The organism is Variovorax sp. 278MFTsu5.1, assembly GCF_048305045.1.
GTDB classification, from domain to species: Bacteria; Pseudomonadota; Gammaproteobacteria; order Burkholderiales; family Burkholderiaceae_C; genus Variovorax; species Variovorax guangxiensis.
Genome location: NZ_CP157622.1, coordinates 3,297,362 through 3,313,522, shown reverse-complemented (window position 1 = coordinate 3,313,522; position 16,161 = coordinate 3,297,362). Strand labels below are relative to the sequence as shown.

Genomic DNA, 16,161 nt, shown 5'->3' with positions numbered 1-16,161 from the left:
CTTTGCGGCCAACGCGTCACGTTACGGAGGGAACCAAGGGAAAGCCCGCGCAAGCGGGCTTTTCTTCGTGCCATCAGGCCTGCAGCTGCGCCCAGGCCTTGTCCAGCCGCTTCACGCTCACCGGCTGCGGCGTGCGCAGCTCCTGCGCGAAGAAGCTCACGCGCAGCTCTTCCAGCAGCCAGCGGAATTCGAGCATGCGCTCGTCCACCACCCCCTTGCGCTCTGCGACCAGGCGCCAGTAGCGCTGATCCTGCGGCTTCAGCTCGGCGAGCTTGCTCGCGTCGCGTGCGGGATCGGCGCGCAGCTTGTCCAGCCGCAGCACGATGGCCTTCAGGTAGCGCGCGAAGTGCTGCAGCTGCGTCCAAGGCGCGTCGGAGATGAAGCGCTTGCCGACAAGGCGCTGCAGCTGCTGCGCGGCGTCCTGCACGGCCTCGGGCTGGATCTTGGTGTCCTTGATCTTGCGCGCGGCTGCGGCGTATTCGACGAGGATGGCCGACGCGAGCCGCGCGACCTCGTTGGCGATCAGCGTGAGCCGGCCGCGGCCCTCCTCCAGCCGGCGCTTGAACGCGAATCCGTCGGTCGGCAGCGGCTCCTGCAGGAAGGCGCGGTCGATCGCCACGTCGATGATCTGCGCGCGCAGTTCCTCCGACGTGCCCAGCGGCATGTAGGCCACCGACATCTTCTGCAGGTCGGGGATGTTCTTTTCCAGGTACTTGAGCGCGTCCTTGAGCTGCAGCGCGAACAGGCGGCGCAGGCCGGCGCGATGCTTGGCGGCCGCCACGGCCGGTTCGTCGAACACTTCGATGGTCACTGCGTCGCCCTCGTCGCGCAGCGCCGGGAAGCCAATCAGCGACTGCGACCCGCGGCGCACTTCCATCAGTTCAGGCAGCTCGCCGAAAGTCCAGGCCGTGTAACGCTGGCCGGCGGGCAGCGCGGCGGGGGCCTCGGCCGCCTTCGCGGGAGGTGTCTTCGACCGGTCGTCCGGCGCGGCGGCGGCTGCCTTCTTCTGCGGCGACGCCTTGACGTTCAACCCCGCCAGCGCCTGGAAGGCACCGCGCGCCTGCGCGCCCAGCTCCGCCTTCAACGCGCCGAGGTTGCGCCCCATGCCCAGCTGCCGGCCGTGCTCGTCGACCACGCGCAGGTTCATGAACAGGTGCGGCGCCAGCATGTCGAGCTTGAAGTCGGCGCGCTTGACGTCGATGCTGGTCATGTCGCGCACGCGCTTGAGCAGCACGTCGGTCAGCGAGCCGGTGCCGAACACTTCGGGCGCCGACAGTTCTTCAGCCAGCTTCGAGGCCGACTCGGGCAGCGGCACCAGCCGCGAGCGCGGGCGCTGCGGCAGGCTCTTGAGCAGCGCCTGGATCTTGTCCTTGAGCATGCCGGTCACCAGCCACTCGCAACGCTCCTCGCTCACCTGGTTGAGCACGAAGAGCGGCACGCTGACGGTGAGGCCGTCCTTCGCGTCGCCAGGCTCGTGCAGATAAGTCGCGGCGCAATCGACGCCGCCCAGCCGCAGCGTAGGCGGGAATGATTGCGTGGTGATACCCGCCGCCTGGTGGCGCATGAGCTCGTCGCGCGTCAGGTACAGCAGGCGCGGCTGGTCCTTGGAGGCCTGGCGGTACCAGTTCTCGAAACTGATCCCGCTGGCCACATCGGCGGGCAGTTGCGCGTCGTAGAAGGCGAAGATCAGCTCGTCGTCGACCAGCACGTCCTGCCGGCGCGACTTGTGCTCGAGGCCCTCGACCTCGCGCACCAGCTTGCGGTTGGCCTGCAGGAACGGGAACTTGCTTTCCCACTGGCCGCCCACCAGCGCCTCGCGGATGAAGATCTCGCGCGCGGCGACCGGGTCGACCCGCGTGAAGTCGACGCGCCGGCCGCTGTAGACCACGAGGCCATAGAGCGTCGCGCGCTCCAGCGCCGACACCTGTGCGCCCTTCTTCTCCCAGTGCGGATCGAGCAGCTGCTTCTTCAGCAGGTGCCCGGCCACTTCTTCGAGCCATTGCGGCTCGATGTTGGCGATGCCGCGGCCGAAGAGCCGCGTGGTCTCGACCAGCTCGGCCGCGACGATCCAGCGCCCCGGCTTCTTCTTCAGGTGCGCACCGGGGTGCTTGTAGAACTTGATGCCCCGCGCGCCGAGGTAGGCCTCGTCGTCCTCCAGCTTCCAGCCGATGTTGCCAAGGAGCCCCGACAGCATCGACATGTGCAGCGCCTCGTAGCCGGCAGGCTGGGCGTTGATGCGCCACTTGTGCTCGGTGACCACGGTGAGCAGCTGCGAATGGATGTCGCGCCACTCGCGCACGCGGCGAATGTTGATGAAGTTCTGGCGCAGCAGCTGCTCGTACTGGCGGTTGCTGAGCTTGTGGGTGTCTCCATGCCCGCCGCGCGCGTCGGCGATCCACTTCCACAGCCGCAGGTAGCCGCTGAACTCGCTCTTCTCGTCGTCGAACTTCGCATGCGCCTGGTCGGCCTGCTGCTGCGCGTCCATCGGGCGGTCGCGCACGTCCTGCACGCTCAGGGCCGACGCGATGACGAGCACTTCTTCCAGCGCGCCGCGCGAGCGGGCCTCCAGGATCATGCGACCCACGCGCGGGTCGAGCGGCAGCTTCGACAGCTCCGCGCCTGTCGGCGTGAGTTCGTTGGCGTCGTCGACCGCGCCCAGCTCGTTGAGCAGCTGGTAGCCGTCGGCGATGGCGCGCGGCGACGGCGCTTCCAGGAACGGAAAGCGCGCCACGTCGCCCAGGCGCAGCGACTTCATCCTCAGGATCACGCCTGCCAGCGAGGAGCGCAGGATTTCAGGGTCGGTGAAGCGCGGACGGCCTTCGAAATCCTTCTCGTCGTACAGGCGGATGCAGATGCCGTTCGCCACGCGGCCGCAGCGGCCCGCGCGCTGGTTGGCCGCGGCCTGGCTGATCGGCTCGACCAGCAGCTGTTCGACCTTGCTGCGGAAGCTGTAGCGCTTGACGCGCGCGGTGCCGGTGTCGATCACGTAGCGGATGCCCGGCACGGTGAGCGAAGTCTCGGCCACGTTGGTGGCCAGCACGATGCGCCGGCCCGTGTGGCCGTCGAAGATGCGGTCCTGCTCGGGGCCCGAGAGCCGCGCGAACAGCGGCAGCACCTCGGCGCTGCGCAGCAGCGGCTGGTGGCTCAGGTGGCGGCGCAAGTGGTCGGCCGCCTCGCGGATCTCGCGCTCGCCGGGCAGGAAGACGAGGATGTCGCCCGCGTTGTGCGGATCGCGCCAGAGTTCGTCGACCGCGTCGGCGATGGCGTCGTTCAGGTCGTGTTCGCGCGATTCCTCGAAGGGGCGATAGCGCTGCTCCACCGGATAGGTGCGGCCCGAGACGAAGATGGTGGGCGCCGGCCCCTTCGCCGAGGCGAAGTGCTGGGCAAAGCGATCTGCGTCGATGGTGGCCGAGGTGACGATCACCTTCAGGTCGGGCCGGCGCGGCAATATCTCGCGCAGGTAGCCCAGCAGGAAGTCGATGTTCAGCGAGCGCTCGTGGGCCTCGTCGATGATGAGCGTGTCGTAGGCCTTCAGCAGCGGATCGGTCTGCGTCTCGGCCAGCAGGATGCCGTCGGTCATCAGCTTGACGGAGGCGTCGCGCGAGAGGCGGTCCTGGAAGCGCACCTTGAAGCCGACCACGTCGCCCAGCGGTGTCTTCAGTTCTTCCGCGATGCGCTTGGCCACCGAACTCGCGGCGATGCGGCGCGGCTGCGTGTGGCCGATGAGCCGGCCCTTGCCGGGCTCGGCGTTGAGCTTGCCGCGGCCCAGCGCGAGGGCGATCTTCGGCAGTTGCGTGGTCTTGCCCGAACCCGTCTCGCCGCAGACGATCACGACCTGGTGCGCCGAGATGGCGGCCATGATCTCGTCGCGCCTGCTGGAGACAGGAAGCGATTCGGGGAATTCGATGCGAAGGGGTGTGGTGGTCGTCAAGGGAAAACAGTCGTCGGGCCGGCGCGGCAGGCAAACCGTCGATTATCGGCGCGCACCACCGTTGTTGCACGGCATCCACAGCCGCAGTCCGATTGCAGCAAGATCGCGACACGATCCGTAAATAGTCTTTACTCGATTGCAAACCGCCACTACGATCGCGTCCATGTCCTGCCGCCTTGCCCTCACCACCTTGCGCCGTCGCTGCGCAAGCCGTGCGCCCCGTGCGCACGGAAGGGTCAAGTTGCCTCGCCCGGCCTGAAGCCCGCGCCATCGACACGGTCGGCGCGCTTCGCAGACCGAAGCGCCGCAACCGACACCCACAGCGTCACGCCCGCCGACTCCTTCATGGTGAAGGGGCGGCCGCATTCCTGTTCCCGTCAGATATCCAAGAAGAAAAACATGTCCAAAGACATCCGTACCCAACTGCATGCCGAGCTCGCCGAGCGCACTCGCCACCTGCAGACCGTCGCCGAAGCACTGAAGACCGAGCTCTTCGGCATCGACGACATCATCGATCGCGTGATCGACTCGATCCGCGCCTGGTATGTGCTGCCGCAGCTCATCAGCCGCCCCGTCATCGTCTGCCTCTGGGGCCTCACCGGCACCGGCAAGACGCAGTTGGTGCGCAGGCTCGCGCAGCACCTGGGCTTCTACGACCGCTTCATCGAAGTGCAGATGGACGGTTTCAGCCATGGCTCGGGCCATCACAGCCGCGGCTCCATCTCGGCGATGCTGGCCGAGTCGGGCATCGCCGAGGGCATGCCCGGCATCCTGGTGCTGGACGAGTTCCAGCGCTTCCGCACGGTCGACAACGGCGGCAACGACGCCAAGGTAGAGCGCTACCAGGACGTGTGGGCGCTGCTGTCCGACGGCCGCCTGCCGCCCGCGCTTTCGATGCTCGGCGAGATCGAGTCGTCGCTGGCCTACGCCGAATACACGCAGGACCGCGATGGCACCGACAAGAAGAAGTACGACAAGAAGCGCAAGCTGCACCTGTCGCCCTGGGAGGCGCGCGAGGTGAAGCGCTGCCTGAAGCTGTCGGAAACGCTGCTGCAGATCATGGCCTGGAAGCCCGCCGAGGTGCACGCGCGCCTGCGCGCCTTCCGCGACACCCAGCAGAGCTGGGAGACCGACTACAGCAAGCTGCTGGTGTTCGTCTCGGGCAACCTCGACGAGATGTATGCCGAGACGGCCCAGCGCGTCGAAGACTGCGACACCGACGCCGACATCTTCCACGCCCTGACGAAGAAGCTCTCCGTCATCGACGTGAAGAAGGCGCTGGCCGAGCGCTTCCGACCCGAGCAGATCGCCCGCCTCGGCAACAACCACGTGATCTACCCCTCGTTCAACCGCGCGACCTACGTGCGCCTGATCCTGTCGATCTGCGACCGCTACGTGGCCGAGATCCAGGAGAGCTCCGGCGTGCGCTTCGTGCTCGATGCGAGCGTGTACGAGCAGATTTACGCCAACGCGGTGTTCCCGGCGCAGGGCACGCGGCCGCTGTTCTCGTCGATCCACGCGATCCTGAGCGCCACGCTGGTCAACGCCGCGCTGTGGGCGCTGGAGCAAGGCGCCAACGGCAGCGAGCCGGTATGGCTCTCGCTGGACGCGGGCGTGTCGGCCATCTCGGCGAAGTACCGCAAGGCGCGCCGCCAGTTTCCGGTGGCACTGGAGCTGAACCGCCTCAAGCAGCGTTCGAGCGAGGACTTCCGCGCCCTGCTCGCGGTGCACGAGGCCGGACACGGCGTGGCGTACGGCCTGCTCTTCGGCCGCGCGCCGCAGGAGATCAAGATCAACGTGGCCTCGTTCGAGGGCGGCTACAACAGCTACGAGCAGCGCAAGGCCTGGTCGAAGGAGAACCTGCGCGACCGCATCTGCGTGAGCCTGGCTGGCCGCGCCGCCGAGCAGCTGGTGTTCGGCGAGCAGGCCTGCACCTCGGGCGCCACGCAGGACTTCATGCAGGCGACCGCCAATGCGGCGCAGTACGTGCGCCACTTCGCCTTCGGCACGCGGCTGAGCCGCACCGACGTCGCGAACGACCCGGGCGACAACGTCAACACCGATATCGCGGCCACCAACCCCGAGATCGAAGCGCTGCTGGCGCAGGAGCACGAGCGCGCGCTGGCGCTGCTGGAGGCCCACACGCCGGCGCTGATGACGGTGGTCGATGCGCTGCTGCGCGACGGCTCCATCGCGCCGGCAGCGCTGGCGGCAATGCTGGGGCTGCCCGATCCGGGCTCGGGCGAGGCCAACGCGGCCACCGACGCCTACGCGGCGCTGCTGGCGGGCTTCCGTGCCCGGCACGGGGGACTGCCGCTGCCGCCGCCTCCCGCGCCTCGCGCAGGCGGCGGCTCGGTCCCCGCCAGCGCGGCCCGCGTGCTGCGCGCGATCGCCTGATTCGCCTGACCCGGCCCGGGTCGGGCCGAGTCGGCCGAGTCAGGCAAATGCCCCTTCATGAATGCACAATCACGCCCCATGTCCACCGTCTTCAATTTCACCTTCGTGCCCTGGTTCCGCTCGGTCGCGCCCTACATCCACACGCACCGCGGTAAGACTTTCGTGGTCGGGCTCGCGGGCGAGGCGATCGCGGCGGGCAAGCTGCAGAACATCGCGCAAGACCTGGCGCTGATCCAGAGCATGGGCGTGAAGATCGTGCTGGTGCACGGCTTCAGGCCGCAGGTCAACGAACAGCTCGCGGCCAAGGGGCACGAGGCGAAGTACTCGCACGGCATCCGCATCACCGATGAAGTGGCGCTCGACTCCGCGCAGGAAGCCGCCGGCCAGCTGCGCTACGAGATCGAAGCGGCCTTCAGCCAGGGCCTGCCCAACACGCCGATGGCGGGTTCCACGGTGCGGGTGATCTCGGGCAACTTCATCACCGCGCGGCCGGTGGGCGTGGTCGACGGGGTGGACTTCAAGCATTCGGGCCTGGTGCGCAAGGTGGACGCCGCCGGCATCCGCCGCACGCTCGACTTCGGCGCCATGGTGCTCATGTCGCCCTTCGGCTTCTCGCCCACGGGCGAGGCCTTCAACCTGACGATGGAAGAAGTCGCCACCAGCGTGGCCATTTCGCTGCAGGCCGACAAGCTGATCTTCCTGACCGAGATCCCCGGCATCCGCATCGACAGCGAACTGCCCGAGAGCGAGGACAACCCCATCGACACCGAACTGCCGCTGGACGCCGCCGAGAAACTGCTCGCCTCGCTGCCGCCGCCGCAGAAGCCCACCGACACCGCCTTCTACCTGCAGCACTGCGTGAAGGCCTGCAAGGCCGGCGTGGAGCGCAACCACATCCTGCCCTTCGCCCTCGACGGCTCTCTGCTCCTGGAGGTGTACGTGCACGACGGCGTGGGCACCATGGTGATCGACGAGAAGCTCGAGAGCCTGCGCGAAGCCTCGGTAGACGACATCGGCGGCATCCTGCAGCTGATCGAGCCCTTCGAGCGCGACGGCACGCTGGTCAAGCGCGACCGCACCGAGATCGAGCGCGACATCCACCAGTACACGGTGGTCGAGCACGACGGCGTGATCTTCGGCTGCGCGGCGCTCTACCCCTACCCCGAGGCGCGCACGGCCGAGATGGCAGCGCTCACGGTGTCGCCGCAATCGCAGTCGCAGGGCGACGGCGAGCGCATCCTCAAGCACATCGAGCATCGCGCCAAGGCCATCGGCCTGGAGAGCATCTTCGTGCTCACCACGCGCACCATGCACTGGTTCCTCAAGCGCGGCTTCCAGCAGGTCAACCCCGACTGGCTGCCCGAGGCCCGCAAGCGCAAGTACAACTGGGACCGCAAGAGCCAGGTGCTGGTCAAGAAGATCTAAGCCCCGGTTTCCACCAGGAACTCACCAAGGAGACTGCCCCGATGACGCTCGCCACCGCCCTGCTCTTCGCCATCGTGGCCTTCGCCGCCATCGCCACGCCCGGGCCCACGGTGCTGCTGGCGCTCAGCAATGGCTCGCGCCACGGCGTGCGCCGTGCGCTGCCGGGCATGCTCGGCGCGGTGCTGTCCGATTTCGTGCTCGTCGGTGCGGTGGCGCTGGGCCTGGGCGCCTTGCTGGCCACGTCGGAATTCTGGTTCTCGATGCTGAAATGGGTGGGCGCCATCTACCTGGCCTGGCTGGGCCTGCGCATGCTGCGCTCCAGGGGCGGCTTCCACCTGCCGCCCGCCGATGCGGCGCCCTCGGCCACGGCGGGCGAGAGCCGGCGCATTTTCTTCAAGTCGTTCCTGGTGGCAGTGACCAACCCCAAGGGCTACATCTTCTGCTCGGCGCTGCTGCCGCAGTTCATCGACCCGTCGGCGGCTCAGGCGCCGCAGTACATCGTCATCGCGCTAATCTTCGCCGGCCTGGACATGGCGGTGATGCTGGCCTACGCCTTCGTCGGCGCCCGGGCGATCCGCCTCTTGACCGTGTCGGCCACGCGCTGGATCGACCGCGCCTGCGGCGGCATGCTGCTGGCCCTGGCCGGCTCGCTGGCTTTCTATCGCCGCAGCGCCGCCTGAGCCTTGCTGCCGGCCGCCGCGAGTAGCCGCTTCGCCGGGAGCGGTAACACCTGTCACCGATAATCCCGGCCATGAATCCCCTGCTTTCCCGGTTGCAACCCTACCCCTTCGAGCGGCTGAAGCAGCTGTTCGCGGGCGTCACGCCCAACCCCGAGTTCACGGCCATCAGCCTGGGCATCGGCGAACCCAAGCACGCCACGCCGGGCTTCATCAAGGACGCGTTGAGCGCCAGCCTCGGCGCGCTGGCCGCCTACCCCGCCACCGCCGGCGACCTGAAGCTGCGCACCGCCTTCACAGACTGGCTCAAGACCCGCTACAGCCTCACCCTCGACCCGGCCACGCAGGTGCTGCCCGTCAATGGCTCGCGCGAGGCGCTGTTCTCGCTGGCCCAGACGGTGGTCGACCCGACGGCCTCGCCGCAGCCGGTGGTGATGTCGCCGAATCCGTTCTATCAAATTTATGAAGGCGCGGCCCTGCTGGCCGGCGCCGAGCCGTACTACGTGCCCAGCGTGCCGGAGCGCAATTTCGCGGTCGACTGGGACAGCGTGCCTGAGGAGGTCTGGGCCCGTATGCAGCTGGTGTTCGTCTGCTCGCCGGGCAACCCCACGGGCGCGGTGATGGCGCTGGACGAATGGAAAAAGCTCTTCGCGCTTTCCGACCGCCACGGCTTCGTGATCGCGGCCGACGAGTGCTACAGCGAGATCTACTTCCGCGACGAGCCCCCGCTCAGCGGCCTCGAGGCCTCGGTGAAGCTCGGCCGGCCCGACTTCCGCAACCTGATCGCGCTGACCTCGCTGTCCAAGCGCAGCAACGTGCCCGGCCTGCGCAGCGGCTTCGTGGCGGGCGACGCGGCCATCATCAAGAAATTCCTGCTCTACCGCACCTACCACGGCAGCGCCATGAGCGGCACCGTGGCCGCCGCCAGCATCGCGGCCTGGGGCGACGAGTCGCACGTGGTCGACAACCGCGCCCAGTACCGCGCCAAGTTCGCCGCCGTCACCCCGCTGCTGGAGCCGGTGCTCGACGTGCGCCTGCCCGACGCCAGTTTCTACCTGTGGGCCGGCGTGCCCGAAGTGTGGGCTGGCGACGACGAAGCTTTCGCCCGGGCGCTTTACGCTCAATACAATGTGACGGTTCTGCCGGGGAGCTATCTGGCGCGCCAGACCACCTACGGCGTGCACAGCGTCAACCCCGGCCGGGGCCGCATCCGCATGGCGCTTGTGGCCGAAACGGCCGAATGCGTGGAGGCCGCACAGCGCATCGTGCGCTTCTGCAAGGAAGCCCGCCGCTGATCCGCCTCTCCTGGCCCCTGCTCCCATTTTTCACCCGAGACCCTCCATGACCCAGCAACTGCAACAAATCATCGACGCCGCGTGGGAAGACCGCGCCAACATCTCGGTCACCTCGTCGCCGGCCGAAGTGCGCGACGCCGTCGAGCACGTCATCACCGAACTCAACAACGGCAAGCTGCGCGTGGCCACCCGCGAAGGTGTGGGCAAGTGGACCGTGCACCAGTGGGTCAAGAAGGCCGTGCTGCTGTCGTTCCGCCTGAAGGACAACGAGCAGATGCAGGCCGGCTCGCTCGGCTTCTACGACAAGGTGCCCACCAAGTTCTCGCACCTGTCGGCCAACGAGCTGAAGGACTCCGGCGTTCGCATCGTGCCGCCGGCCGTGGCCCGCCGCGGCAGCTTCATCGCCAAGGGCGCGATCCTGATGCCCTCGTACGTGAACATCGGCGCCTACGTGGGCGAAGGCTCCATGGTCGACACCTGGGCCACCGTGGGCTCGTGCGCGCAGGTCGGCGCCAACGTGCACCTGTCCGGCGGCGTGGGCCTGGGCGGCGTGCTGGAGCCGCTGCAGGCCAACCCGACCATCATCGAGGACAACTGCTTCATCGGCGCGCGCTCCGAAGTCGTGGAGGGCGTGATCGTCGAAGAGAACTCCGTGCTGGGCATGGGCGTGTACATCGGCCAGAGCACCCCGATCTTCAACCGCGACACCGGCGAGATCTCCTACGGCCGCGTGCCGTCGGGCAGCGTCGTCATCAGCGGCAACCTGCCCAAGAAGACCAAGTCGGGCCAGGACTACAGCACCTACGCCGCGATCATCGTGAAGACGGTCGATGCGCAGACCCGCTCCAAGACCAGCCTGAACGACCTGCTGCGCGACTGATCGCCTCCCGCCGGCCCCTCCTTTGCGGGGCCGGTCTTCTTCAGAGCCCCAGAGAAAACAAACAGCACCCGAGGAGAGAGACCGATGAACATGATGGAACGGCTTCTTCGTCTGATGGCCGAACGCAAGGCCTCCGACATCTATCTCTCGGCCCACTCGCCGGTGCTGATCCGCATCAATGGCATCTGCCTGCCGGTCAACGCGCAGGTGCTGCCGCCCACGGCGCCGCTGGCACTGCTGTCCGAGGTGGTGCCCGCCGGGCGCATCCAGGAGCTGGAGAGCACGGGCGAGCTGAACATGGCGGTGCACATCGAAGGCGCCGGCAACTACCGCATCAGCGCCATGCGCCAGCGCGGCACCTACGCGGTGGTGGTGCGGCACATCGCCTCCACCATTCCCAGCTTCGACGAGCTGAACCTGCCCGACATCCTGAAGACGCTCATCATGGAAAAGCGCGGGCTGATCCTGATGGTCGGCGCCACCGGCGCGGGCAAGACCACCACGCTGGCCTCGATGCTGGACTACCGCAACGAGCACGCCAGCGGCCACATCCTCACGGTCGAGGAGCCGATCGAGTTCACCTACACCAACAAGAAGTCGGTGGTGAACCAGCGCGACGTGGGCAGCGACACCACCTCGCTGCAGACGGCGCTGAAGAACGCGCTGCGCCAGGCGCCCGACGTGATCCAGATCGGCGAGATCCGCGACCGCGACACCATGTCCGCCGCCATCGCCTACGCGCAGTCGGGCCACCTCTGCGTGGCCACGCTGCATGCCAACAACAGCTACCGCGCGCTGAACCGCATCCTGAGCTTCTACCCCGTCGAGGTGCGCCCCACGCTGCTAGGCGACCTGGGCGGCGCGCTGCGCGCCATCGTGTCGCAGCGCCTGCTGCGCACGCCAACCGGCGGCCGCGTGCCGGCGCTCGAAGTCATGCTCAACACCGCGCTGGTGGCCGAGCTGATCGAGAAGGGCGACTTCTCCGGCGTGAAGGAGGCGATGGAAAAGTCGATGGCCGAAGGCTCGCAGACCTTCGAGGAAGACATCGCCCGCCTCATCGTCGAAGAGCGCATCACCCGCGAAGAGGGCCTGTCGCAGGCCGACTCGCCCACCAACCTCATGTGGCGCCTGCAGAACCGCGCGGCGCCCAAGCAGCAGGTCGACGACCGCCACCTCACGGACCAGGTCGACGAACCCACTTTCACCGACATCACGCTAGACGTCAAATTCTGACTCTCCCCCAGGCTGCGCGCACTTCGTGTCGCTTCGCCACCCCCTCGCAGGGGGCAACACCAGCGGCCCGGCAAAGCCGGTTCCGCGGTGTTCCTGGAAGAGTCACCCTCCATTCCTGTGCCATGTCCCGAACTCTCCAGCTAGCCGAACAACTCATCTCGCGCCCTTCCGTCACCCCCGACGACGCGGGCTGCCAGCAGATCCTCGGCGAGCGGCTGGCGCGGCTGGGCTTCACGCTGGAGACCATCGAGAGCGGCCCGGCCGACTTCCGGGTGACCAACCTGTGGGCGGTGCGCCGTCCCGCGAACGCCCAGGCCGCCACGAAGACGCTGGTGTTCGCCGGCCACACCGACGTGGTGCCCACCGGTCCCGTCGAGCAGTGGACCAGCCACCCCTTCACGCCCACACACCGCGACGGCAAGCTCTACGGCCGCGGCGCCTGCGACATGAAGACCTCGGTCGCGGCCTTCGTGACCTCCATCGAAGACTTCTTGCAGGCCGTGCCCGAGCCGCGGCTCACGCTGGCCCTGCTGCTCACCAGCGATGAGGAAGGCCCCGGCGTCGACGGCACCGTCGTGGTCTGCAACGCGCTGGCCGCGCGCGGCGAGATCATCGACTACTGCATCGTCGGCGAGCCCACGGCCGTGGAGCGCTGCGGCGACATGATCAAGAACGGCCGCCGCGGCACCATGAGCGGCAAGCTCACGGTCAGGGGCGTGCAGGGCCACATCGCCTATCCGCACCTGGCGAAGAACCCGGTGCACGCGGTCGCGCCAGCGCTGGCCGAGTTGGTGGCCATCAACGCCGCCGGCGGCTGGGACGCGGCGAGCAACCCGTACTTCCAGCCGACCAGCTGGCAGATCAGCAACTTCCACGCGGGCACCGGCGCGAGCAACGTGATTCCGGGCAGCGCGGTGATCGACTTCAACTTCCGCTTCTCGACCGAATCCACGCCCGAATCGCTGCAGCAGCGCGTGCACGCCGTGCTCGACGCGCACAAGGTCGACTACACCCTGGCCTGGACCATCGGCGGCCTGCCCTTCCTGACCACGCCGGGTGAGCTGGTGGAGGCCGTGCAGGGCGCCATCCGCGAAGAAACCGGCATCGAGACCGAGCTGTCGACCAGCGGCGGTACGAGCGACGCGCGCTTCATCGCCAAGATCTGCCGGCAGGTCGTCGAGCTGGGCCCGGTGAACGCCAGCATCCACAAGATCGACGAGCACATCGAGGTGGCCGAGATCGAGACGCTGAAGAACATCTACCTGCGCGCCCTGAAGCGGCTGGACGCCGCGCTCGCCGGATGAGCACCGTCATCGAACTCATCGAGTCGGGCGCGAAGCGGCTGGAAGAAGCCGGCGTCGCATTCGGCCACGGAACCGCCAACGCCTTCGACGAAGCTGCCTGGCTGGTCTTGTGGCGCCTGAAGCTGCCGCTGGACGACCTCGACGGCGTGGCCGACACGCCCGTGTCGCCCGCCGACGCGGGCAAGGTGGCAGCGCTCATCGACGAGCGCATTTCCACGCGCAAGCCCGCCGCCTACCTCACCAAGGAAGCCTGGCTGCAGGGCGTGCCCTTCTACGTGGACGAGCGCGCCATCGTGCCGCGCAGCTTCATCGCCGAGCTGATCGCCGACGGAACCATCGACTACTGGCTGGGCGAACACACGCAGCGCGTGCTCGACCTGTGCACCGGCAACGGCTCCCTTGCCGTGCTGGCCGCGCTCACCTACCCGGAAGTGACGGTGGACGCGGGCGACCTGTCGGTGCAGGCGCTCGAAGTGGCGGCCATCAACGTCACCCGCCACGAGCTGGACTCGCGCGTGAGGCTGGTCGAATCCGACGGATTGAAGAACCTGCCCGGCCCCTACGACCTGGTGCTGTGCAACCCGCCCTACGTGAACAGCGCCAGCATGGCCGCCCTGCCCGCCGAATATCGCGCCGAGCCCGAGCTGGCGCTGGCCGGCGGCACCGACGGCATGGATTTCGTGCGCCAGCTGTTCGCCGATGCGCCCTCGCGCATGAGCGAGCGCGCAGTGCTGGTGCTGGAGATCGGCAACGAGCGCGAATACTTCGAGGCGGCATTTCCTCAGCTCGAAGTCTTCTGGCTCGAAACCTCGGCGGGCGAAGACCAGGTTCTGCTCGTGACGCGCGATGCCCTGGTGGCCGGCGCCGGCGTGCGTTAGCTGCGCCCGCCGCGCCCCTTCAGCCGCCTTCTCGCAGCCATTGGCTGCGAAACCCCATTCACCGGGCGATCAATGCCGATTTCCCCGTGCCTTTGCCCCTTTTTCCGGGGCTCCGGAGGCCGGGCGGGATAATCGCCCCTACGGTTCCTCTTTCATGATCACTCTCAAGAACGTCATTCTTCGCCGCAGCGCCAAGGTCCTGCTCGACGGCGCCACGGTCACCCTCAACCCCGGCGAGAAGGTCGGGCTGGTGGGCCGCAACGGCGCCGGCAAGTCGACCCTTTTCGCCCTGCTCAACGGCACGCTGCACGAAGACGGCGGCGATTTCTCCATTCCCAAGCAGTGGCGCATGGCCCAGGTGGCGCAGAACATGCCCGAGACCGAGGAGTCGGCCACCGACTTCGTGGTTGGCGGCGACACCCGCCTGACCGAGCTGCGCGAGCAGCTGGCCGCCATCGAGGCCGCCTACGCCGAGAACCCCGACGACGCGGACATCGGCATGCAGCTGGCCCACGCCTACACCGACCTGGCCGACGCCGGCGAGCACGACGCCGTGCCGCGCGCGCAGGCGCTCATCCTGGGCCTGGGCTTCAAGACGCATGAGCTCGACGCGCCCGTCAACAGCTTCTCCGGCGGCTGGCGCATGCGCCTGCAGCTGGCTCGCGCGCTGATGTGCCCGAGCGACCTGCTGCTGCTGGACGAACCCACCAACCACCTGGACCTGGACGCGCTGGTGTGGCTCGAAGCCTGGCTGCAGAAGTACCCGGGCACCATGATCGTCATCAGCCACGACCGCGAGTTCCTCGACGCCGTGACCGACGTCACCCTGCACATCGCCAACGCCCAGCTCACGCGCTACGGCGGCAACTACAGCAAGTTCGAGGACATGCGCGCGCTGCAGATGGAGCAGCAGCAGCAGGCCTTCGCCAAACAGCAGGAAAAGATCGCCCACCTGCAGAAGTTCATCGACCGCTTCAAGGCCAAGGCCAGCAAGGCCAAGCAGGCGCAGAGCCGGGTCAAGGCGCTGGAGCGCATGGAACGCGTGGCGCCGCTCCTGGCCGAAGCCGACTTCAGCTTCGAGTTCAAGGAGCCGGGCAACATCCCGAACCCGATGCTGTCGATCAGCAATGCGAGCTTCGGCTACGTCGTGGAAGACGCCGAGCCCAAGACCATCCTGCGCGGCGTCAACCGCTCGGTGCTGGCGGGCCAGCGCATCGGCATCCTGGGCGCCAACGGCCAGGGCAAGTCGACGCTGGTGAAGACCATCGCGCGCGAGATGGGGGCGCTGGCGGGCCAGGTCACCGAGGGCAAGGGCCTGAACATCGGCTACTTCGCGCAGCAGGAACTCGACGTGCTGCACCCCGGGAGCAACCCGCTGGAGCACATGGTGCGCCTGGCGCGCGAGCTCGGCGGCAACGCCAGGGAGCCCTCGGGCGAACAGGCGCTGCGCGGCTACCTGGGCAGCTTCAATTTCAGCGGCGACATGGTCAAGCAGCCCGTGGGCACCATGAGCGGCGGCGAGAAGGCCCGCCTCGTGCTCGCGATGATGGTGTGGCAGCGCCCCAACCTGCTGCTGCTCGACGAGCCGACGAACCACCTGGACCTCGCCACCCGCGAGGCACTGGCCGTGGCGCTCAACGAGTTCGAGGGCACGCTGATGCTGGTGAGCCACGACCGCGCGCTGCTGCGCTCGGTGTGCGACGAGTTCTGGCTCGTGGGCCGCGGCGTGGTCGGCGACTTCGAAGGCGACCTCGACGACTACCAGCGCTACCTGCTCGACGAGTCCAAGCGCCTGCGCGAGGAAGCCAAGGTGGCGGTGCGCGAGGCCGAAGCCGCCGCGGCACCGGCCGCCGCAGCCACGCCCGCGCCCCAGCAGCGCAAGCAGGATGCCCAGGATCGCCAGCAGCGCAGCGACCAGGCCAAGCCGATCAAGCGCGAGATCGCCCAGATCGACGAGCGCCTGGCCAAGGCCGCCACCGAGCGTGCGGAGCTCGAAGCGCGGCTGGCCCAGCCGCTGCCCGCCGGCGAGATCGCCGAAGCCGGCAAGCGGCTGAAGGCGCTCAACGACGAAATCGGCCGCCTCGAGGAGCGCTGGCTGGCCCTTTCGGACCAGCTGGAAGCCCTGGCGGCCTGAACCGCAA

General features: G+C 68.1%; 10 protein-coding genes. 9 read left to right on the top strand and 1 reads right to left on the bottom strand.

Annotated features, from left to right (window positions below; translation table 11 throughout):
• Window positions 1–73 precede the first annotated feature (73 nt).
• Entirely contained in the window at window positions 74–3,931 is a 3,858-nt protein-coding gene (gene hrpA / locus ABL844_RS15425) for an ATP-dependent RNA helicase HrpA (RefSeq protein ID WP_418131811.1), read from the bottom strand.
• Window positions 3,932–4,330: 399 nt separating this feature from the next.
• On the opposite strand from hrpA, the gene ABL844_RS15420 reads away from it, so the two are divergent.
• The 9 genes from ABL844_RS15420 to ABL844_RS15380 all read left to right on the top strand — a co-directional run bounded on the left by ABL844_RS15420 (window position 4,331) and on the right by ABL844_RS15380 (window position 16,154).
• Window positions 4,331–6,328, top strand: coding sequence for an AAA family ATPase (locus ABL844_RS15420; RefSeq protein ID WP_418120324.1), 1,998 nt, complete (start codon window positions 4,331–4,333; stop codon window positions 6,326–6,328).
• Between the two features lie 78 nt (window positions 6,329–6,406).
• The gene (argA, locus tag ABL844_RS15415; protein WP_126019475.1) at window positions 6,407–7,753 is read left to right on the top strand and encodes an amino-acid N-acetyltransferase; all 1,347 of its coding nucleotides are present in this window, start codon (window positions 6,407–6,409) and stop codon (window positions 7,751–7,753) included.
• A 41-nt stretch (window positions 7,754–7,794) separates the two neighbouring features.
• The gene (locus ABL844_RS15410) at window positions 7,795–8,433 is read left to right on the top strand and encodes a LysE family translocator (protein ID WP_418131810.1); all 639 of its coding nucleotides are present in this window, start codon (window positions 7,795–7,797) and stop codon (window positions 8,431–8,433) included.
• 71 nt (window positions 8,434–8,504) lie between these two features.
• Window positions 8,505–9,725, top strand: a complete 1,221-nt coding sequence (dapC, locus tag ABL844_RS15405) for a succinyldiaminopimelate transaminase (protein ID WP_418131809.1) — start codon at window positions 8,505–8,507, stop codon at window positions 9,723–9,725.
• Between the two features lie 46 nt (window positions 9,726–9,771).
• Window positions 9,772–10,605: a 2,3,4,5-tetrahydropyridine-2,6-dicarboxylate N-succinyltransferase gene (dapD, locus tag ABL844_RS15400; RefSeq protein WP_418131808.1), complete on the top strand. Its 834-nt coding sequence runs from the start codon at window positions 9,772–9,774 to the stop codon at window positions 10,603–10,605.
• Between the two features lie 84 nt (window positions 10,606–10,689).
• Entirely contained in the window at window positions 10,690–11,838 is a 1,149-nt protein-coding gene (locus tag ABL844_RS15395) for a PilT/PilU family type 4a pilus ATPase (protein ID WP_126019465.1), read from the top strand.
• Between the two features lie 122 nt (window positions 11,839–11,960).
• Window positions 11,961–13,142, top strand: coding sequence for a succinyl-diaminopimelate desuccinylase (dapE, locus tag ABL844_RS15390; protein ID WP_418131807.1), 1,182 nt, complete (start codon window positions 11,961–11,963; stop codon window positions 13,140–13,142).
• Entirely contained in the window at window positions 13,139–14,020 is an 882-nt protein-coding gene (prmB, locus tag ABL844_RS15385; protein ID WP_418131806.1) for a 50S ribosomal protein L3 N(5)-glutamine methyltransferase, read from the top strand. The genes dapE and prmB overlap by 4 nt, the downstream gene beginning before the upstream one ends.
• A gap of 154 nt (window positions 14,021–14,174) precedes the next feature.
• Complete coding sequence (locus ABL844_RS15380) at window positions 14,175–16,154, top strand: ABC-F family ATP-binding cassette domain-containing protein (protein ID WP_418131805.1); 1,980 nt, start codon at window positions 14,175–14,177, stop codon at window positions 16,152–16,154.
• The last annotated feature ends 7 nt before the right edge of the window (window positions 16,155–16,161 follow it).